The 20,268-nt window shown below is 48.0% G+C and carries 14 protein-coding genes; 6 read left to right on the forward strand and 8 right to left on the reverse strand.

Translation table 11 applies throughout. The features are described from left to right. Positions 1 to 35: 35 nt before the first annotated feature. The 7 genes from H6G89_RS04660 to H6G89_RS04690 all read right to left on the reverse strand — a co-directional run bounded on the left by H6G89_RS04660 (position 36) and on the right by H6G89_RS04690 (position 4,023). Positions 36 to 662, reverse strand: a complete 627-nt coding sequence (locus H6G89_RS04660) for a GNAT family N-acetyltransferase (protein WP_190504101.1) — start codon at positions 660 to 662, stop codon at positions 36 to 38. A gap of 466 nt (positions 663 to 1,128) precedes the next feature. Then, on the reverse strand, positions 1,129 to 1,575 hold the full coding sequence (locus H6G89_RS04665) for a hypothetical protein (RefSeq protein WP_190504102.1): 447 nt from the start codon (positions 1,573 to 1,575) through the stop codon (positions 1,129 to 1,131). A 138-nt stretch (positions 1,576 to 1,713) separates the two neighbouring features. Beyond that, positions 1,714 to 2,349, reverse strand: coding sequence for a pentapeptide repeat-containing protein (locus H6G89_RS04670; protein WP_190504103.1), 636 nt, complete (start codon positions 2,347 to 2,349; stop codon positions 1,714 to 1,716). Between the two features lie 16 nt (positions 2,350 to 2,365). After that, entirely contained in the window at positions 2,366 to 2,659 is a 294-nt protein-coding gene (locus H6G89_RS04675) for a hypothetical protein (RefSeq protein ID WP_190504104.1), read from the reverse strand. Positions 2,660 to 2,674: 15 nt separating this feature from the next. Next, positions 2,675 to 3,019, reverse strand: a complete 345-nt coding sequence (locus tag H6G89_RS04680; RefSeq protein WP_190504105.1) for a hypothetical protein — start codon at positions 3,017 to 3,019, stop codon at positions 2,675 to 2,677. Positions 3,020 to 3,111: 92 nt separating this feature from the next. Then, complete coding sequence (locus H6G89_RS04685) at positions 3,112 to 3,378, reverse strand: hypothetical protein (protein ID WP_190504106.1); 267 nt, start codon at positions 3,376 to 3,378, stop codon at positions 3,112 to 3,114. Between the two features lie 393 nt (positions 3,379 to 3,771). After that, a complete protein-coding gene (locus H6G89_RS04690) occupies positions 3,772 to 4,023 on the reverse strand; it encodes a DUF4278 domain-containing protein (protein ID WP_190504107.1) in 252 nt (83 codons plus the stop codon). A 523-nt stretch (positions 4,024 to 4,546) separates the two neighbouring features. On the opposite strand from H6G89_RS04690, the gene H6G89_RS04695 reads away from it, so the two are divergent. From H6G89_RS04695 to H6G89_RS04705, 3 genes are all read left to right on the forward strand, one after another. Then, positions 4,547 to 8,281, forward strand: coding sequence for an nSTAND1 domain-containing NTPase (locus H6G89_RS04695; RefSeq protein WP_190504108.1), 3,735 nt, complete (start codon positions 4,547 to 4,549; stop codon positions 8,279 to 8,281). Positions 8,282 to 8,700: 419 nt separating this feature from the next. Then, entirely contained in the window at positions 8,701 to 9,069 is a 369-nt protein-coding gene (locus tag H6G89_RS04700; protein ID WP_199336523.1) for a hypothetical protein, read from the forward strand. 162 nt (positions 9,070 to 9,231) lie between these two features. Further along, positions 9,232 to 13,002, forward strand: a complete 3,771-nt coding sequence (locus tag H6G89_RS04705; RefSeq protein WP_190504110.1) for a WD40 repeat domain-containing protein — start codon at positions 9,232 to 9,234, stop codon at positions 13,000 to 13,002. A gap of 805 nt (positions 13,003 to 13,807) precedes the next feature. Here H6G89_RS04705 and H6G89_RS04710 read toward each other — a convergent pair. After that, positions 13,808 to 15,673 (reverse strand): caspase family protein, encoded by a 1,866-nt coding sequence (locus H6G89_RS04710; RefSeq protein ID WP_190504111.1) that lies wholly within the window; start codon positions 15,671 to 15,673, stop codon positions 13,808 to 13,810. A gap of 215 nt (positions 15,674 to 15,888) precedes the next feature. Here H6G89_RS04710 and H6G89_RS04715 point away from each other — a divergent pair, with 215 nt between their 5' ends. Genes H6G89_RS04715 through H6G89_RS35560 form a run of 3 tightly spaced genes read left to right on the forward strand, consistent with a single transcriptional unit; the run spans position 15,889 to position 19,928 of the window. Continuing rightward, the gene (locus H6G89_RS04715) at positions 15,889 to 19,629 is read left to right on the forward strand and encodes a pentapeptide repeat-containing protein (RefSeq protein ID WP_190504112.1); all 3,741 of its coding nucleotides are present in this window, start codon (positions 15,889 to 15,891) and stop codon (positions 19,627 to 19,629) included. A gap of 19 nt (positions 19,630 to 19,648) precedes the next feature. Beyond that, complete coding sequence (locus H6G89_RS35555) at positions 19,649 to 19,783, forward strand: hypothetical protein (protein WP_255519356.1); 135 nt, start codon at positions 19,649 to 19,651, stop codon at positions 19,781 to 19,783. 19 nt (positions 19,784 to 19,802) lie between these two features. Further along, positions 19,803 to 19,928, forward strand: a complete 126-nt coding sequence (locus H6G89_RS35560) for a hypothetical protein (protein ID WP_255519357.1) — start codon at positions 19,803 to 19,805, stop codon at positions 19,926 to 19,928. Positions 19,929 to 20,268 lie beyond the last annotated feature (340 nt).

The following is a 20,268-nucleotide window of genomic DNA, read 5'->3' on the forward strand; positions in this document are numbered from 1 at the left end:
AGAACAGTTGTGCCAGAGGAAACAAGAGCAACTCCTTACAATGCCAGCGTTGCCCAGTCGTTAATCCGCGCCATCAATATGCCATCGACATAACACCCATCCCGAAAGGCAAGGCGGCGCAGGGTTCCTTCGGCAGCAAAACCAAACTTGGTGTAGAGATTCATAGCAGGAGCATTGTCGGCATACACCAGCAACTCCAGACGCACCAAATTCAACCAGTTATCCGCCAGGTCGATCGCCGCTTTCATCAGTTCGGAGCCAACGCCTCGCCCTTGCCAGTCTCGACGTACCGTTACAGTTTTAATTCGAGCAATGTGACGTAACCGGGGCAACGAGTTGATTTCAAAGGTTAATCCACCCACCAACTCGTCTGCCCCATTTGCCACCAGCGTATAGTGGTAGCCGGATGCATTTTTGAGAGATTCATAGGTTTCGATCGCTGGACGTAACGGCATATCAGCCGTCCAATAAACGATCTGGGGATCGGTCAATAACTGATGTAGCTCTTCATAATCAGTCGCTTCAGCATGACGGATGGCGATCGTTGGAATGGTGTATGAAGAGTTTACAGAACCTATCTGTCCTATAGACTGGTTGAGGGGGTAGACAGCCGCAGAATTGATAGAAGTTGAATGGTTGATGTTAGGCTCGTGAGTTAGCATAAAACACGTTTAGAGATGCAGTAGGGGGATTCTGTCTGAACTTGCCCTCATTCCCCAACCCTTTCTCCCAAGCAGGCAGAAGGAGAACCGGATTGAAGTCTCTCTGGCTTTGGAAGAGGGGTTTAGGGCTTCGGCGTGAGCTTAGCTAAGCGGTGAGGGCTACAAAACTGGGATACACCGGGGTTTAGATGGCTGAGTGCGATCGCGGATTAAATAACTTTGCAACCTGTACGGGCGGGTTTAGCAAACCAATTGGCATTCTGCAATAAATTTGACAGTAAAACCCGCCCCTACCCAATATCGAACTTATTCAATTCCAATTTTTGAGGGCGATCGCCTGTTGTAAAAATCAGCGCAATCACATGTGTAATAGGAAAAACGATCGCTCCTTTAAGATGGAGACATCTATGAAAGAGCGATCGCCAAGTACACCAATCGAACGTTGAAGATCTTGAAAGAGTAGAGACTATTGGAAGAAGAACAGAAACACCACCAGATCACGGCTAATACGTTGATTTCTCATGAGTGTGCCATCCACATTCAGCAAATAGCCACTGATGTCATGTAATGCGAGAATACGATTTTGGCGATCGTAGATGTATCCAATTTCATCAACACGACCCAATAAATCACCATTGGCGTCGTAGATAGAGCCATTCTCTGCAATTTGCCCTAAAGCATTGCCATTCGCTTGGCGGACATCACCAGTTGAAGTGATCTGAGCGATACGAAGCAGTGCTCTATCCATATCGCGGACATAACCCTGAGTATCGATAATGAGATTTGCATTAGTGAGGGTGATATCGTCCGCAGGTTGCACGGTTGTGTTAGAGGCGATCGCAGTTGAATCAGCAAGAGCTGCCCCTGCATTGAGGAGGGCAAGCATTGATGTTACCAGGATGAAACGTTGCATAGTTGTGGTTGAGAAGAATGAGTTAAATAGAAGACTGAATTGATTGCCAGTCACTTATTGCCAGTCACTTATTGCCAGTCACTTATTGCCAGTCACTTATTGCCAGTCACTTATTGCCAGTTACTTATTGCCAGTTACTTATTGCCAGTCAATGTAATCAATCAGAGCACCTGAGAAATTGGCTTGAGCAAACTGGCTCTGGCTCAGCTTTGTGGCATACAAATTACTACAAATCAAACTTGCCCCTGCGACATTAGCCCCACGCAGGTCAGCCGAGTCGAGGGTAGCAAACGATAAATCTGCATTTCTCAAGTTGGTATGAACCAGATCAGCTCGGCTCAGATCGGCTTCCTCAAAATTGGTTTGCATCAAATCAGCAAACATCAATACGGTATCTCGCAAATCAGCTAATTTGAAGTTAGCGTCTCTCAGGTTGGCTCCACATAGGGTTGTCCAATGTAAATTAGCCCGACTCAAATTCGCTCCTTTAAGATTGGCTCCGTGAAGATTAGCGGCTTGCAGATCAGCATTACTCAAATCTGCCCAACGTAAATCTGCACATCTAAAGTTTGCATTTTTGAGAATCGCACCACTCAAATCGACCCATTCTAACCTCATCCAGCTAAAGTCAATATCGGTCAGATCGAGTTGGCTCAAGTCAGTATTTCCCAGGTTAGGAGCCGTTTTGGGGTGCTGTTGCCTCCAGGCATTCCACTTTTTAGCCCCTTGTTTCAGCAGTGTGCGATAAGGGTCAGCCGCACTTAGTAGTTGCATAACACATTTTCCTTCGCTAGCAATAGGGGCGTCGTTCAAGCCACTCCAGCACTTCCCCCTCCGACTCTGCATAAAGTGACTGTTGGGTTATGGGATCATAAGCACACCACCAGGTATTTCCCGTTTGGCGATCGCTTTCCTGCCAAATGTGTGGTTCCGGACTTTGCGTCATCCCTTTGACAAACGATGCCCACAGTTCACCGAGGTGATACTTCAGTTGAGCCAATCGAGAAACAAGCGTAGGTTGTGGCTCGGAAACTGAATTTGGAATTAACTCCAATTCACAATAAACCATCCATTGAGTTTTCATAGGGTTGTCCTGTAGTTAAGATGCAAGGCGTGGAGGCGTTTTACTTTGGATTTCTAAAGAGACGGGTCTGTCCCCTAAAATCAAAACAACAGCGGGATACTTGCCAACGGGTAAGAGTTTTTCTTGTCCAGAAGACAACACGAGATCGCGTTTTTCAACAATGACCCAGGCATTACCCGATATCACTCGCAGCACAGAGGGTTCTCGTGAAATTTCGAGCCATTGTCCTTTTTCAAGGGTGAATGAATGAGTGCTAAATTGCGTTTGGTGGGGTGGTTCTAAAGTAACTGTCCCAGCCGAGTGAGTAAGGCGAGCAGCCATTGTTTCAGCCGAGTTAGAGTTAGCAGGATATTGGCGCATAGTATGCTCCTAAAAGGTTTGAAGGTACGCAGTATGGGATCTTGTGGCGTGATTCTTGAAATTGAGTAGGCTTGATTCGTTTAGCGGTTGCGCTAACGGTAATGGGTTTCAAGCCATATCAAAACTTCAGTCTCGGTCAGGCAGTAATAATTCTGCTGGGTTGCAGGATTGTAAATCTCCCAATAAGGGCAACCTTGCAGATCAAATCGTTGTGTGATCACAGGTTCACGCCTAGCAGACAAAAATTGCATCACTGCCCGTCCTTTGTTAGCCAGGGCTGTCTTTACAGCCTGAGCGATGTTGATTTTGGATGCACTCGCTTTGTTCTGATTGGTTAATGAATAGCTGTTCAATGCCATGATGAATTTCTCCTAAAATTGGCAACGTCAGTTTGACCCACTACAGCCTGTTTAGGCAGGTGGGATATATAGCAACCAAAGAGTTGGTTAGGACGGGGTGCAGGGGTGGAACCCCCACACCCTCTTGTCTCAATTGTCTCGACAGTTGCTATAGGTCATTGGTTGTTGGAAAAGCTAGCAAATGGGGCGATCGCGTCGAGATCGATACAAGTTGTGTAATGAACTCGTTGAATAATTGATCAGGGCGCGATCGCCTATAGTTACAGATTAGGGCGTAGCAGAGAGTTTGTCGTTACAGGAAATATCTGGGCTTTGTCAGGTCTTATACACAAAAAGTAAGGGTGAGAGATTGAAGACCTGACCGATTCTCAGAAATGCCTGATTACACAAATTTTATCTACCACAGTAAGGGCTGAGGTAGGTTAAGCCGCGATAGCGCAATGGCATAAAACCAGCTACCACTTGGCTAGACAAGCTATTTTGAGGAACCTGGGAGTAGCACACTCCCCGATAACGCAGGGATTGAACCATCGGAGCTACAGGAGCGTTGCTTTCCGATCGAACATATGCACAACCCCGATAAATCAGTTGAGCAGGAGCATTGTCGCTAACAAAACCGCTAAAGTTAAAAACGTTAGTTGCCATTAGAAATTACCTCGATGTTAGTGAGTTGGTGATGAGTTGGTGATTGATGTGAGGATGCTCACAGTAAAACTGCGCCTGTTCAGGCATATTTTTTGCTGAAGCAATCAAAGCAATTGAGTCAAATTATGAAATGTTGTAACGGACGCCTGAATATGGCTCGGCAACCTGTTTTGAGCTCGTTTCACTGGCTTTGTAACCCTCACATTTACCAAGATACGAGGAACTCTTGCGCCCGTCTGTACAGGAAAGTATGCACTTGGGGTATGCAGGTGTTTTTAGAAAAGTATGGAGCAATCTCAGGAAAGTATGGTTTTATGCTATTAAGCATCTGACTTTTGGGAAGAAGCCTTTATCAATCAGTAGTTCTATAGCAACTGAGGGGTTGGTTAGGACGGGGTGCAGGGGTAGAACTCCTGGCTTTACACCCCTTTGTATCAACTGTCTCGACAGTTACCATATCAGATGACACATCGAAGTGAAAGCGTCTTACGACAATCAGACTACCTGCGGGAGTGTCTCGATAATGAATTTTAACCAAGCCCTTGAAGCAATTAATGCAGTTATTTTTGCCCAAGCTAACCGATTTCTGTCAGAGGCAGAAATCGCTTTACTCAAGGGGGCGTGGGAGGATCAAACCTATGACGAAATTGCTAATATATCCGGCTATTCAACAAACTACTTACAACGAGATTTAGGTCCGAAGTTTTGGAAACTACTGAGTGCAAGTTTTAATCGCCAACTTAACAAAACGAATACACGGGCTATCCTGACACACATTATTCAGCAGAGCCAAGGAACAGAGGAGTTAGAGAGTAGGGAAGTAGGGGAGTTAACCAGCAGGGGAGTGGAATCAAGAGAACCCGGTACTTCATCACCCTATGATCGCAGCACTCCATTACTCAGAGAACAGAACCCAGCACTCAGCACTCCACTCGTGGATTGGGGAGAGGCGATCGACGTCTCTAGCTTTTATGGTCGGACTCAAGAACTGGACACTCTAACTCAATGGATTGTGCAAGATCGCTGCCGACTGATTGCCATTCTCGGGATGGGTGGCATGGGCAAAAGCTCTCTCGCGGCAAAAGTGGCACAACAGTTAGTGGAGGAGGGAGAGAGTAGACAAGTTAACCTACCCCCATCCCCCCTCTATTCCCCTACCACCTTACCCGGCTCTCCCACTCCCTACTCCCCACTCCCTACTCCCTTCACCCATCTCATCTGGCGATCGCTCCGTAACGCCCCACCGCTAGAAACCCTGTTGGCGGACTTAGTGCCGTTTCTCTCCAATCAGCAAGATACACAACCCAAGCCAGAACGGTTGTTGCACTGGTTGAGGACTCATCGATGTCTAGTCGTGTTGGATAATGTCGAGACGATTTTGCAGGCGGGCGATCGCGCAGGACACTATCAACCCGATTATGAGAACTATAGCGATTTGTTTCGGTTGCTGGGTGAAACAACGCATCACAGTTGTGTGCTGTTAACCAGTCGCGAAAAGCCTGCCGAAGTTGGCATTTTAGAGGGGCTAGAAGGGTGGGTGCGATCGCTCTCCCTGAGCGGTTCGCCTGAGGCAGCACTGGCATTAGTGGAATCTAAAGGACTAATCGGAACCGAGGTCGAAAAGCAGCAGTTGTGTGAGTTCTACAATTGCAGCCCACTGGCATTGAAGGTAGTTGCCTCATCGATTCAAAGTTTGTTTGATGGTGAAATTGCCCCTTTTCTCAGCGAAGAAACTCTAGTATTTAACGGCATTCGTCGGTTACTAGAACAACAGTTTGAACGATTGTCTTATCTCGAACAGACCATCATGTATTGGTTAGCCATTAATCGGGAATGGACATCCATTGCAGAACTGGTCGAAGACATTGTGCCTGCTGTTTCACGAGCCAGTGTGTTAGAGTCACTCGAATCGTTAACCTGGCGCAATTTAATTGAAAAGAGAACGGGCAAATATACACAACAACCTGTAGTAATGGAGTATGTTACAGACTGTTTGATTCAACAATTCACAACTGAATTATTAACTGTAAAACTATCCTTTTTCAACCGTTATCCACTGCTCAAAACGACCGCTCTAGATTATATCCGGGAGAGTCAGAGTCGCTTAATCCTATATCCACTTGCCGAACGACTTCAAGAATCCTTCCGCACTGCTGAAGAATTAAAGCAACATCTTAAACTCATTCTGCAAGCAATGCGAAACAATCCCGCCTCATTCTTTGCCTATGGCGTGGGTAATTTTATCAATCTATGTTTACATCTCCAGATTGATTTGACCGGATATAACTTCTCAAACTTCAAAGTCCGGCAAGCCTATTTGCAAAATGCAACGTTGAGGAGACTGTCATTTGCAGGCGCAGAGTTCAAACAATCGATCTTTACTCAACCTTGTAGCGAGATTTATACCGTAGCCTTTAGCCCTGATGGTACACGTCTTGCCACAGGTGAAGCAGATGGCAATATCCGCCTCTGGAATGTTGCCGATGGGCAACTTCTACTAACACTTGAGAGTTACTCTAATCTAATCTGGTCGATTAGTTTTCACCCCAACGGTTCTCAATTAGCTAGCAGCAGTACAGATCATATCGTTCGCATATGGGATATCGAAACGGGACAGTGCATCAGAACCTTTGAGGGACACACCAGTTTAGTGTGGGGTGTGGCATGGAGTCCTGATGGGCATAGCTTAGCGAGTGGCAGTGAGGACTCTACCATTAGACTGTGGAATGTTCATACAAGGGCTTGTCTCATAACTTTGCAGGGACATACCGATATAGTGTGGGCAGTGACCTGGAGTTCCGATGGGCAAATGCTTGCAAGTGCCAGTGCCGACAAAACGATACGACTTTGGGATGTGAAGACTGGATCTACGATTCGGATTTTGCAAGGACATTCTCAAGCGGTGAATGCAATTCACTTCAGCCCAGATGGACAGCGTTTAGCCAGTTGTAGCGAGGACAAAACAGTCAGGTTGTGGGATGTCAGGACAGGGGCTTTACTAAAAACCTTACACGATTTTAGGGGACAGGTCAGGGATGTGCAATTTAGCCCTGATGGACATCTGTTAGCAGGTAGCGGCGACGATTGCATGGTCAGGCTGTGGGATGCCAAGACGGGACAACTCGTCAGATCAATTCAGGGACACGCTAATTCTGTTACTTCAGTATATTTCAACCGAGATAGCACTGTTTTGGCAAGCAGTAGCGAAGATCACACCGTAAAACTATGGGACGTTAACACCGGACAGACCCTCAGAACATTACGCGGTCCAACAGATTGGATTCACTCGGTACAGTTCAATCCTGATGAACGCTTATTGGCGAGTGGAGGAGATGATCACTGCCGAGGAATTTGGCTATGGGATGTACAAAGTAGGCAAGTACTAACGACCTTAACTGGGCACACACTTTGGGTGAGATCGGTTTGTTTTAGCCCGGATGGAAAGCTGCTGGCAAGTGGTAGCTCAGACCAGACGCTCAGGCTTTGGGATATGCAGACAAAACAGACGATTCGAGTACTACAAGGACACACTGACTGGGTGAGATCAGTTTGTTTTAGCCCGGATGGTAGGCTACTCGCGAGTGCCAGCCAAGATCTGACTGTTCGATTGTGGGACGTTGAGACTGGACAGATGATTCATATTTGTCGTGGACATAAAGGTTGGGTTTGTTCTGTACACTTCAGCCCAGACGGTCAGATGCTCGTGAGTTCGAGTGACGATCGCACCTTAAAACTCTGGGATGTGAGAACAGGACAGCTATTCATGAGCTTAGAGGAACACCGAAATTGGGTTCGTTCAGCCCAATTTAGTCCAGATGGACAAATGCTTGCCAGCGGTTCTGATGACCAGACAATTAAACTTTGGGACGTGCGAACTGGGAAGACCTTGAAGACTCTGGAGGGGCACACAAACTGGATTTGGTCAGTTGCCTTTAGCCCAGACGGGCGACGGTTGGCGAGTGGCAGCACCGATCGCACGGTAAAGCTCTGGGATGTCAAAACGGGTAATGAAATTTGCACATTACGGGGACATCGCTCCTCAGTTTTGGCAGTTGCCTTTAGTCCTGATGGTCAAACAGTTGTTAGCAGCAGTGCGGATGAGACGATTCGGTTGTGGGATGTCAAGAGTGGTGAATGCATGTGTGTTTTAAGAGGCGATCGCCCCTATGAGGGGATGAACATCACAGGTATCACGGGCATTACCGAGGCTCAAAAAGCTACCCTCAAAGCGTTAGGGGCAGTCGAAGAAGAGGCGTAAGAACAAGCGATCGCCACATCTACACTTGTCGTCACCACATTCACACTTAACGTCGTCGCATCTATACTTGTTGTCATCATGTCAACACTTGATGTCATAGCGTCAAGACTTAGTGTCACCCTGTCCACACTTGTTGTCCCCACGTTTATACTTAGTGTCACTACATCCACACTTATTGTTGTGACGACAGTAACTTTTTAGGTGATTTTCCATACTCATGTGAGCATGACGATCGCCGTTGTACCTTTAACCAGAATGTCCTCAGCAAATATACGATTAGTTACTCAACGGTATAATCATCCGTTGTAGAAATTTCAGTAAATTTGTATAGGAAACACTTCCGTTTAGATGGGAAATCTAGCCCTAGAAGCCTAATTAAAAGACTAAACCCAATGAGCCGAAAGAGAATAACATCACGCATGTTAGGAAAAGCCGAGTTGCGAGCAGCCGGATTGAAAGCGATTAATCCTCAACTGGATTTTGGCAACTCTCGCAGCGTCGAGCAGTTAACCGATTTAATTGCAAAACTACGAGCCAGGATTGATGCTTACAACACAGCATTAGCCGTTATTGATTCCTCAAAGAGTGAAATTGAAAGTTTAGAGAAGATGCTGGGTGAGCTGACCGAGCAACTCTTGATTGGAGTTGCCTATCAATATGGCAACGATAGCCGCGAATATGAAATGGCGGGTGGTGTCCGCAAGAGCGATCGTGTGCGTCGCAGCAGCATAAGCCGCATTCGGGCAAATGCCGAAAGTCAATCTAGCCAACAACTTCCCACATCCTAAATTAAATCTACCGTTTGACGTGTCATAGAGCGCACCCTGCTTAGCAATGCTGAGTGGGGTGTTTTCTTTTATTTGCGATCGCCACCCCCACAAAGGTACTTTGATAGTAGAATTCTGCTAATTTCAGATAAAATTCACTCTATCCTGACAACATAACAAATCATGGAGTTTGAAACTGGGTTAGAGACGGTTAACACTGCTGTTTTTACCCATGTAAACCGCTACCTAAATGATGCAGAAACAGCCATCTTGCATGGAGCATGGCGGGGACAAACCTACGAGCAAATTGCAACCGCTTCGGGATATTCTGCTAGTTACCTCACTCGTGATTCAGGTCCCAAATTGTGGAAATTGCTGAGTGAAGTTCTGGGTGCCCCGGTTAGCAAAACCAACTTCCGAGCGGCTGTACAGCATTATGCTAAACAGATCGTAAGCAATGCCTCCAAACCAGAAGTTGTTACGCATCATTCAGTGTCAACGGTGTTAGAAGTTACCGACGGACACATCACTCCTGAGAAAAGTGAGGTACAACCTTCACGCCACACTCAACCTCTAGAACTCAAAACGCCACTTGTAGATTGGGGAGAGGCGATCGACGTCTCTAGCTTTTATGGTCGGACTCAAGAACTGGACACTCTAACTCAATGGATTGTGCAAGATCGCTGCCGACTGATTGCCATTCTCGGGATGGGTGGCATGGGCAAAAGCTCTCTCGCGGCAAAAGTGGCACAACAGTTAGTGGAGGAGGGAGAGAGTAGACAAGTTAACCTACCCCCATCCCCCCTCTATTCCCCTACCACCTTACCCGGCTCTCCCACTCCCTACTCCCCACTCCCTACTCCCTTCACCCATCTCATCTGGCGATCGCTCCGTAACGCCCCACCGCTAGAAACCCTGTTGGCGGACTTAGTGCCGTTTCTCTCCAATCAGGAAGATACACAACCCAAGCCAGAACGGTTGTTGCACTGGTTGAGGACTCATCGATGTCTAGTCGTGTTGGATAACGTCGAAACAATTTTGCAGGCGGGCGATCGCGCAGGACACTATCAACCCGATTATGAGAACTATGGCGATTTGTTTCGGTTGCTGGGGGAAACAACGCATCAAAGTTGTGTGCTCTTAACCAGTCGCGAAAAGCCTGCCGAAGTTGGCATTTTAGAGGGTCTAGAAGGGTGGGTGCGATCGCTCTCCCTGAGCGGTTCGCCTGAGGCAGCACTGGCATTAGTGGAATCTAAAGGACTCATCGGAACCGAGGTCGAAAAGCAGCAGTTGTGTGAGTTCTACAATTGCAGCCCACTGGCATTGAAGGTAGTTGCCTCATCGATTCAAAGTTTGTTTGATGGTGAAATTGCCTCATTTCTGAATGAAGAGGCAATGGTCTTTAATGGCATTCGTCGGTTGCTAGAGCAGCAATTTGAGCGATTGTCCTACCTTGAACAAACCATTATGTACTGGTTGGCGATTAATCGCGAGTGGACTTCTACAGCTGAGTTAATGGAAGATATTGTTCCTAGCATTTCCAAAGCCAATTTATTAGAATCACTCGAATCGTTGACCTGGCGTAGTTTAATCGAAAAGAGAACGGGCAAATATACACAACAACCTGTAGTGATGGAGTACGTCACAGACCGTCTGGTTCAGCAATTTGCAACTGAATTGTTAACGGTTAAATTGTCGTTCTTCAATCGTTATTCATTGCTCAAAACAACAGCTCTAGACTATATCCGGGAGAGCCAGAGTCGCTTAATCCTACATCCACTTGCTGAACACTTTCAGGAGCCCTTCCGCAGCCGTGACCTGTTAGAACAGCATCTCCAAGCTGTTTTAACGGCAATGCGAAATAACCCTGTTTCGTTTTTTGCCTACGGAGTTGGTAACTTTATTAATCTTTGTCTGCACCTTCGGATCGACTTGACTGGATATAACTTCTCAAACTTCAAAATCCGGCAAGCTTACCTGCAAGGAGCGACACTGCAACAGGTCAATTTTCAGTCAGCCGAATTTTGTCAAGCCGCTTTTACACAAACGTTTGGCAATATCTTATGGGTAAGATTTAGCCCAGATGGACAGCGTTTGGCGATCGGTGACACCAATGGCGAGTTGCGAATTTGCCAGGTTGAAGGGATGCAACTGCTCATGGCTCTTCAGGCACATGCAAGTTGGACGATGTCGATCGCCTGGAGTCCTGATGGCCAAACGATCGCCAGTGCTGGTGATGACTGTTTAATCAAACTATGGGTTGCCAATACAGGGGAATGTTTAGCAACTCTCAAAGGTCATACCGGTTTCATTTGGATGGTGGCTTGGCATCCCACTCAACCTATTCTGGCAAGTTGTTCAGTCGATACCACTATCAAATTTTGGAATGTTGAAAACAAGGAATGCTTTCAGACGTTTCAAGAACACACAAATATGGTTGAAGAAGTAGTCTGGAGTCCTGATGGAACGATGATTGCCAGTAGTAGCAGTGACAAAACAGTCTGCATCTGGAAAGTTGAAACTGGACAACTCCTAAAAGTATTAACAGGGCACGATAGTGAAATTCTATCCGTTGCGTGGAGTTCTGATGGGCATAAACTTGCCAGTGGAGACGTTAAAGACACAATACGGATATGGGATATCCACACTGGAGCCTGCCTTCAAGTGCTAAAGGGGCATCAGGGCTGGGTTCGTTGTATGGTGTGGCATCCTAACAAACCTGTATTAGCAACTGGCAGTGATGATCAATCTGTCCGATTATGGAACATTGACACTGCCCAGTGCTTTAAAGTGTTGCGAGGTCATCACGGTGCTGTCTGGACAATCAACTGGCAATACGGTGGTAACATCCTAGCCAGTGGTTCTTATGACCAGCAAATCAAACTCTGGGATACCAATAATGGGCAGTGTTTGAAAACCCTCCAGGGTTTTAGCTGTTATGCCCGCTCGGTTCAATGGAGCCCTATCAAGCTTAGTATTTTAAGTCAAACTAGCCGCTATATCCTTGCCAGTGCCCATGAAGATTATGCGATTCGCCTTTGGGATGCGACAAAGCCTGTTCCGTTGAAAACACTGAGAGGACATAAAAACTCAGTATGGTCAGTCGCCTGGAGCAGCGATGGGCAAAAACTAGCCAGTGGTAGCTTAGATCGAACCATTAAGATCTGGGATGTACACACTGGACAATGCCTTCAAACACTGATTGGACATGAACATTGGGTTCGTGCTGTTGCATGGCATCCGACCCAGCAGTGGATTGCCAGCAGTAGTTCAGACCAAACAATCAAGGTGTGGGATGCTGAAACGGGGCAATGTTTGAGGACTTTGCGCGGAGATGCTACATGGTTTTTGTCCGTTGCCTGGAGCCCCGATGGAACAATGGTTGCAAGCAGTTCTCATGACCAACTGGTGAGAGTATGGGATGTGGAAACGGGTGAGTGTTTAAAGGTTTTGCAAGGACACACCAGTTCAGTTTGGTTTATCACCTGGTATCAAGGCATTCAAGGCAACGGACAAGAAGAATCCATCATCGCTAGTAGCAGTTATGATCACAGCATCAAATTATGGAATGCAAAGACTGGACAACTGATCAGCAGTTTTGTGGGGCATACCAGTGCTGTTCGTTCTCTCAGTTTCAGCCCTGATGGAATACAACTGGTTAGTGTGAGTGACGATAAAACTGCGAAATTTTGGGACATTGCTGAAGCACGCTGCATTAAAACGATCACCGGGCATCAAAGCCAGGTTTATGGAGTGTCCTGGTGTGCAGACGGACAGCATCTCGCGAGTAGTAGCACTGACAATACAATCAAAATTTGGAATGTTGATGCAGGGCAGTGTCTAAACACACTAAAGGTCGATCGCCCCTATGAGGGAATGAATATTACAGGTGTCACAGGCATTACCGAGGCTCAAAAAGCCACCTTAAAAGCGTTGGGAGCGATCGTAGATTAACACCACATCAGATTCACTAATTTGGTTTCCCCCTTAACCGAAAGGGGGATTGGCGATCGCCTCAAATAAGTTTTTCCAAAAACAATAAAGCCCAAGTGAGTTAACCACTTGGGCTTAAAACAATTACTCAATGCAATCAATTGATCCATCATTGGTTATATAGCCCTACGCCTATGCATTAGGACATAAGGGGGTGTGGAGGCTGCGCCCCCAGCCAGGGGTTCCACCCCTGCACCCCGTCCTAACCTTAGTGAGTACTGCTATAACAATCGGTGTTTCTATAGCCTTCGCCCCATTACAATGGGGCGAAGGCGAGTCAGGAAGCTTTCCCAGCATCAGGGTTTGAGCTATTGCCGTTGCCTTCAGCTTTCTGACCAAAGCTCTAATTAGATCCATTGCCACTGCTCGTTGGTTTCTTTTTCGTTTTGTTCAGATTGCTCAAGCAGTTCTCGTGTTGTTGTGATGTTGGCGTAGGTTACGGGTGTCATTATTGGAAATCCTTTCCTTTACTTCATACCCTTAGTCTACGTTCGGCAACCTTTAAGAACCGGAGGCTTGTATCACTTTCCTAACAGTCACGTTGCTGCTTTCACTTTCTTGAAAGGGATTAGCTAGAAAGTTGAGGCTTGGTTGACAACCAGCTAACATCGGCGATGACTATGGTGCACTTAGTACAACTCGTCGTAAATAAGGGTGGGAATTCGGGGTGCAGGGGCGGAACCCCTGACTGAGGGCGAAGCCCCCATATTATTTCCAAATCCTATCTGTGAATCACAGTACTTAGCAAACGTCACAGGGATCAATTTTAGTTGGGCAAAACATAAGGAACACCATTTAAGTAAACTCTCAACGTATAGTTTGTAGGGCGATCGCTCACGACGTTAATTCGATAGATGCCCGTTCTGGGAACGCTTCTATCGAGGGGTTCCTCTGCCGTTCTTCTGATGGCAAGGCAAGACACTCCTCGCTCCTCAATGCGAGGGCAGATATCAAAAAAGGCTGCACCCGATTCAAGTTGCACCTGCAATTGTTGTCCTTCTTGAACCTCAATTAGATAACTGGCATCTATCATTTCTTCAGAGCTACTGACCTGCCCCACAATACTGCCCTGCCCGGTAGTGGCTGGAACCAGTAGCGGTGGAACGGCTGAAACAGTCGGAGTATTGGTTACGGGGGAGCCAGGTGTTTGAGTTGGGGGTGGTTCTGACGGTTCAGAGGATCTTGACTGACCATCCGTTGACCCAACAGAAGATGATCCACGTATCGGGTTAGAGCCAGATTGGTTCGGAATCATTGCAGTAGAGAATGGCTCAGACGACATCGGTTCAGACGATGTAGGGTTAGGGTCAGGCACAGTAGAATTGGGTGAACTCGTCGCAGATGGAATCGGCGTAGATAGGGCTGAGCCTGTTGTGGGTGATGTTGTTGGGTCGCTAGAAGCACGATCGCTAACAACAGGAGCACCCCCAGGAGCAGTCGTTTGTTGCCGATAAGCCATCCACCAACCAATGCTCATCGCCGCTAACACAGAGGCCGTTGCAATCGCCATCAGGTGGAGCGGAACCGGGGAACGGGGAGTGGGTTGCTGTGTCAGTGCCTTAAATTTTTTGGGAGTCAGACGTTGGGCGATCGCCTCTACATCTTCATCCCGCAATCCCAGTGCTGACTGACAATAGCGTAATTCTCGTTGGGTGGCTTCATCGAGTGGATAGGCACGATGAATTGCCTGTGCTAAAACCAGTTCGTACTGCTGCAACTTCTCCTTATACAGCCGATAGGGTTTGAGGACTTCTGCTTCAATCACCGCCGCTTCAGATGGCAGTACATTCAGGCTCTGTTGTCGCTGGTCTAAGGTCAGTCGTCCAATCGCAGAAATCTCTCCCTCACTGGCAAACCGCTCGACCTCCTTGCGATAGATCAGCTTTGGATCGGTCATGGGTGCTTTTGCCAGATTAATCTTAAACCCTTCTTCGGTTGCATACAGTTTAGGCTTCATCGCAGGAGAGGCTTCCTGCACCTTCTTGCGGGCATAATCATGCAATTCATCGATGGAGATCAACCCATCGTTATCCAGATCAGCGGCTCCTGTCTCAATCCCTTCGACGACATAATTGGTGTAGACAGAGCACCCTGCCCCCTGTTGCTCAAAGGAATATTGAGTCGAAGTCGAAGACGTTAAGACAGCCCTGCCCTCGCCACCCAATTGCGCCTCAATCTCAACGGCACCATCGTCTTTGGCAGTCATTCCCTCAGCAAATGCGCCGCTAAAGCAACAATCTAAAATGACGACTTGTCGCCGCGATCGCGATTGGCTCATGGTGTCTTGGACAAAACTCGCAGGCACAGCCGTTGCCTTAATCAGCTCACCCTGAGCATTTTTGCGCGTCAGCCGAGTCGCAAAGTAAAGCCTTCCCCGGTCGTCCTTGATGCCATGCCCCGAAAAAAACAGCAAGGTCAACTCATCCCGCTTCCGCCCTGAAAACAGGGTTTCGATCGCCTCTTGCATGGCTTGAGGTTCCGGGTTTGCCAGAATGTTGATCTCATCAAAACCAGCAATTTCTGGGTCTTGTAATACCTTCTGCATGGCCTGAATGTCTTTGATGGCTCCCGGTAATGGTGCTAATCCGGGTTGATAATCACTGACTCCAATGAGCAATGCCAACTTTGCCATAGCAACGCACAGATACAAAGGGATGGGTTATTTCGGATCGATAGACTGATGCGACAGGGCTATCACTGCCACTTTAATCGCAACCTAGAGCGATCGCCACCCCCACGAGGGTACCGGATGCAGCCAAGGGCTTGTACATGAAGATAAAAACACAGGGGTGAGGGATTTACTGATTTCAGATAGAATTTTCTCTATCGTAAAGCGTGCAGATGGGAATGGAGTTTGAAGACGGGTTAGAAATCGCGAATGCTGCCGTTTTTGCCCATGCAAACCGATATCTGAATGAAGCCGAAATTGCCATTCTGCAAGGAGCATGGCAAGGGTTAACCTATGACCAGATTGCCGAAACAACGGGTTACTCGGTCAATTATTTGCAACGTGACTTAGGTCCGAAGTTTTGGAAGCTGTTGAGTATCAGCTTCGATCGCCAACTCAGCAAAATCAATATTCGAGGCATTCTTACTCAAATTGCACAGCAAAGCAAAGCAGCGGACGTATTGGAGAACCGGGAAGTAGCAGTCGCAGGGGAACCGATAACTTGCCTACAGACTACTGCCGACTGCCGACTCCCGACTCCTTTAGTTGATTGGGGAGAGGCGATCGATGTCTCCATCTTTTACGGTCGGACTCAAGAACTCGACACCCTGACTCAGTGGATCAACGGCGATCGCTGCCGACTGATTGCCATCCTGGGGATAGGTGGCATGGGTAAGAGTTCGTTAGCGGCAAAAGTGGCACAACAGTTAGTGGAGGAGGGAGAGAGTAGACCAGTTAACCTACCCCCATCCCCCCTCTATTCCCCTACCACCTTACCCGGCTCTCCCACTCCCCACTCCCCACTCCCTACTCCCTTTACCCATCTCATCTGGCGATCGCTCCGTAACGCCCCACCGCTAGAAACCCTGTTGGCGGACTTGGTGCCGTTTCTCTCCAACCAGCAAGATACGCAACCCAAGCCAGAACGGTTGTTGCACTGGTTGAGGACTCATCGGTGTCTGGTGATTCTCGATAACGTTGAGACGATTTTGCAAGCGGGCGATCGCGCTGGACACTATCAACCGGGCTATGAAAATTACGGGGATTTGTTTCGGGTATTAGGGGAGACAGCCCACCAAAGTTGTATTTTGCTCACCAGTCGCGAAAAACCTGCCGAAGTTGGCATGATGGAGAGCCTCAATGCATCGGTGCGATCGCTGCCCCTGGGCGGTTCCTCTGAGACGGCACTGGCGTTAATCAATATCAAAGGTCTGATTGGCACCCCCGAAGACAAACAACGACTGTGCGACTTCTACAGTTGCAGTCCTCTCGCGCTCAAAATCGTCGCTTCTTCAATTCACAGTCTGTTTGACGGGGATATCGCCACCTTTTTGCAAGAGGAAACGCTGATCTTTAACGGCATTCGCCGCCTGTTAGAGCAACAGTTTGAGCGGTTGTCTTACTTAGAGCAAACCATCATGTATTGGTTAGCTATCAATCGCGAGTGGACTTCCATCAGCGAACTGGTAGAAGACATTGTGCCTAAAACCTCGCGAGTCAGCGTGTTAGAAGCATTGGAGTCACTCAGTTGGCGATCGCTGATTGAGAAACAATCAGGCAGATATACTCAACAACCTGTTGTGATGGAGTATGTCACGCATCGATTAATTGAATATTTAACAACAGAATTAGTAACACTCAAACTCAACCTGTTTAACCGCTATGCACTCACAAAAACTACAGTTAAAGATTACATTCGAGAGAGTCAAATTCGCTTAATCTTACAGCTAATTGCGGAACGAATTCAGGTTCTCTATCGAAACTTTGAAGCGATCGAACAACACCTTAAAAAGCTCCTGGAACAATTAAAAAGCCAACCTCAACTCTCGCGTTACAGTGGTGGCAACTTCATTAACTTGTGTCGTTATTGGGGGCTTGATCTCAGAGGATATGACTTCTCTGAACTGCAAATCTGGCACGCTAATTTGCAAAGCTCTAACCTGCCCTATGTCAACTTTGAAAATGCCGACCTGACAAAATCTATCTTCACTCAAACCCTCGAAAATAGCCTCTGCATTACCTTCAGTCCAGATGGTCAACTGTTAGCCACAGGAGACACTAGCGGCAAAATTCACCTCTGGTTTGTAGATACCCGAGATCACTATTTAACTCTGTCAGGGCATACCGATTGGGTTTATTCGGTTGCTTTTGCACCGCCCACTGCCCCCGGTGGACGAAGTCATCTGCTTGCCAGTGGGGGCGAAGATGGAACCGTGCGCCTGTGGAACCTGACCACCGGGCAATGCTTGAAAGTGTTGCAGGGACACGGAGATTGGGTGCGATCGCTGGTGTTTAGCCCGGATGGACAATTGCTCGCCAGCGGCAGTCTTGATCAAACCATTCGTCTTTGGAATCCCATAACCGGGGAAACGCTCAACGTGTTGCAAGGACACGAAAAATGGGTTCAATCCATTGACTTTAGCCCCGACGGTCAAACGTTAGTCAGTGCTAGCAACGATCAAACCATTCGTTTTTGGGACATTCGCACAGGCACCGTTTTGCGAGAACTGAAGGGACACACGGGATCGGTCGTCTCGATCGCCTTTAGCCCGGATGGACAAATGGTGGCAAGTGGCAGTTGGGATCAAACCATCCGCCTATGGGATGTCGCCACGGGTAAAATGCTCAGCGTTTTACACGGGCATGCCAACTGGATCTTTGCTGGCATTGCCTACTCCCCTGTCAAAGACGCCAAATCCGGCAGCTATTTGTTAGCCAGTATCAGCGATCGCCACACGATTAGAATTTGGGATACCGTGACGGGTCAAGCTCTAAAGACCTTGATTGGACACAACAGCGGATTGTGTGCCGTCACCTTTAGCCCTGACGGAAAGTGGCTTGCCACAGGTAGTTATGACCAGACGGTGCGGTTTTGGGATGTGGCAACCGGACAAATTTTGCATGTCTTGAAGGGGTATGCAGGGGCAGTGAAGTCCGTTGCTTTTGCCCCCGATGGGCAGGTGCTCGCCAGCGGGCATTACGACTCTATGGTGCGCTTGTGGAATATTGCCACCGGGCAAGTATTGAAGATTCTGCGGGGACACCAGGACTGGATACGAGTAGTGGCTTTTAGCCCCAATGGGCAGTTGTTAGCGACTTGCAGCCACGATCGCACCATTCGGGTTTGGGACGTGGCAACCGGGCAAGCCTTGACCGTCCTGCGGGGTCACGACGGTTGGGTGCGGTCTATCTCCTTTAGCCCTGATGGACGGCTTGCCAGTTGTGGCGGTGATGATCAGACCATTCAAATTTGGGATGTGACAACCGGACGAGCCTTGAAGGTGTTACCGGGTAACCAGCACTTTGAAACATCCATTGCATTTAGTCCCGATGGACATTTTTTAGCGGCAACGCACGATCGCACCATTCAACTGAGAGATGCGACCACTGGGCAAATTGTGAAAACCCTGACGGGGCATACCCACCCTGCGATCGCCCTTGCGTTTAACCCCGATGGCAGCCTGTTAGCTAGTTGTGGCGATGATCAGACCATTCGCCTTTGGGATACGGTCACCGGGAAAAATCTTGCAATCCTGACAGGTCATAGCGCAGCGGTGCTATCGGTTGCCTTTAGTTGTGATGGTCAAATGCTCATCAGCAGCAGCTTTGATTGCACGATTAAACTGTGGCAACTGACGGGCGATCGCCATCCCCAATCTGACTCCCTCTCAGTTCAGTTAGTACGAACTTTAGAAGAGCACGCGAACTGGGTACTATCGGTGGCAACTAACCCCCAAGTCAAGCTCTTTGCCAGTGGCAGTGCAGATGAAACGATTAAGCTCTGGGATCTGCAAACCGGGCAATGTCTAAAAACTCTGAGGAGCGATCGCCCCTACGAGGGCATGAATATTACTGGAGTTCAGGGCATCACCGAAGCACAAAAAGCCATGCTCAAAGCCTTGGGAGCCATAGAAAACTAGAGACGCGATCGCCCAAATCATGCAAGAAGATGCTCCCGACGGCACATCCGGAACGCAAATTGTGCAACATGTTATGGGCAATCAGAACCAGGGGGTCGGTCAAGTGACGGGTGGTAACGTGTTTGGCAATATTACGGGCAATGTGAATCTATAGGGATTGGAGTTGCAGGGTTGTGTCAACGGATTCTGACGCTTCAAACCAACATTTGCAGATGCAGCAGGGGGTGACGGGCGATCGCAATCAGGTGATCGGGCAAATGTTGGGGGGTGTTGTGATCAACCAACTTATACCGATTTAAACGGGTCTTCAGACAAACCAAGGTTTAGGAGGGGTTTGGCATTGCCAAACCCGTACAGGTTTCGTCGCGGTTTCAATTCAAATTGGTATTACCATCCATGGGCGAATTCCTGAGCCATCACTGCCATCCCCTATCAGCACAGCAAAGCCTCTAACCCAACGTCAGTTCGGTTTAAGAGCCCGGCGAATGAATTCGCGGCTACTGGAGCGAAGTCCACCGACGCGGACTACCGAAAATCCAGGTTTGACGAACCGACGCAGGTCGGTTTTGCTCTTATAGCAGCGGTTTTAACCGCCGAAATCCTTATCCCGAATTCACGTTAACCCAGCAGGAATATCGT

It is taken from the genome of Oscillatoria sp. FACHB-1407 (assembly GCF_014697545.1).
Lineage (GTDB): Bacteria > Cyanobacteriota > Cyanobacteriia > Elainellales > Elainellaceae > FACHB-1407.

Coding starts and splice junctions, on each gene's coding strand:
- H6G89_RS04660 (WP_190504101.1), bottom strand. CDS start 662: ATGCTAACTCACGAGCCTAACATCAACCATTCAACTTCTATCAATTCT.
- H6G89_RS04665 (WP_190504102.1), bottom strand. CDS start 1,575: ATGCAACGTTTCATCCTGGTAACATCAATGCTTGCCCTCCTCAATGCA.
- H6G89_RS04670 (WP_190504103.1), bottom strand. CDS start 2,349: ATGCAACTACTAAGTGCGGCTGACCCTTATCGCACACTGCTGAAACAA.
- H6G89_RS04675 (WP_190504104.1), bottom strand. CDS start 2,659: ATGAAAACTCAATGGATGGTTTATTGTGAATTGGAGTTAATTCCAAAT.
- H6G89_RS04680 (WP_190504105.1), bottom strand. CDS start 3,019: ATGCGCCAATATCCTGCTAACTCTAACTCGGCTGAAACAATGGCTGCT.
- H6G89_RS04685 (WP_190504106.1), bottom strand. CDS start 3,378: ATGGCATTGAACAGCTATTCATTAACCAATCAGAACAAAGCGAGTGCA.
- H6G89_RS04690 (WP_190504107.1), bottom strand. CDS start 4,023: ATGGCAACTAACGTTTTTAACTTTAGCGGTTTTGTTAGCGACAATGCT.
- H6G89_RS04695 (WP_190504108.1), top strand. CDS start 4,547: ATGAATTTTAACCAAGCCCTTGAAGCAATTAATGCAGTTATTTTTGCC.
- H6G89_RS04700 (WP_199336523.1), top strand. CDS start 8,701: ATGTTAGGAAAAGCCGAGTTGCGAGCAGCCGGATTGAAAGCGATTAAT.
- H6G89_RS04705 (WP_190504110.1), top strand. CDS start 9,232: ATGGAGTTTGAAACTGGGTTAGAGACGGTTAACACTGCTGTTTTTACC.
- H6G89_RS04710 (WP_190504111.1), bottom strand. CDS start 15,673: ATGGCAAAGTTGGCATTGCTCATTGGAGTCAGTGATTATCAACCCGGA.
- H6G89_RS04715 (WP_190504112.1), top strand. CDS start 15,889: ATGGAGTTTGAAGACGGGTTAGAAATCGCGAATGCTGCCGTTTTTGCC.
- H6G89_RS35555 (WP_255519356.1), top strand. CDS start 19,649: ATGCAAGAAGATGCTCCCGACGGCACATCCGGAACGCAAATTGTGCAA.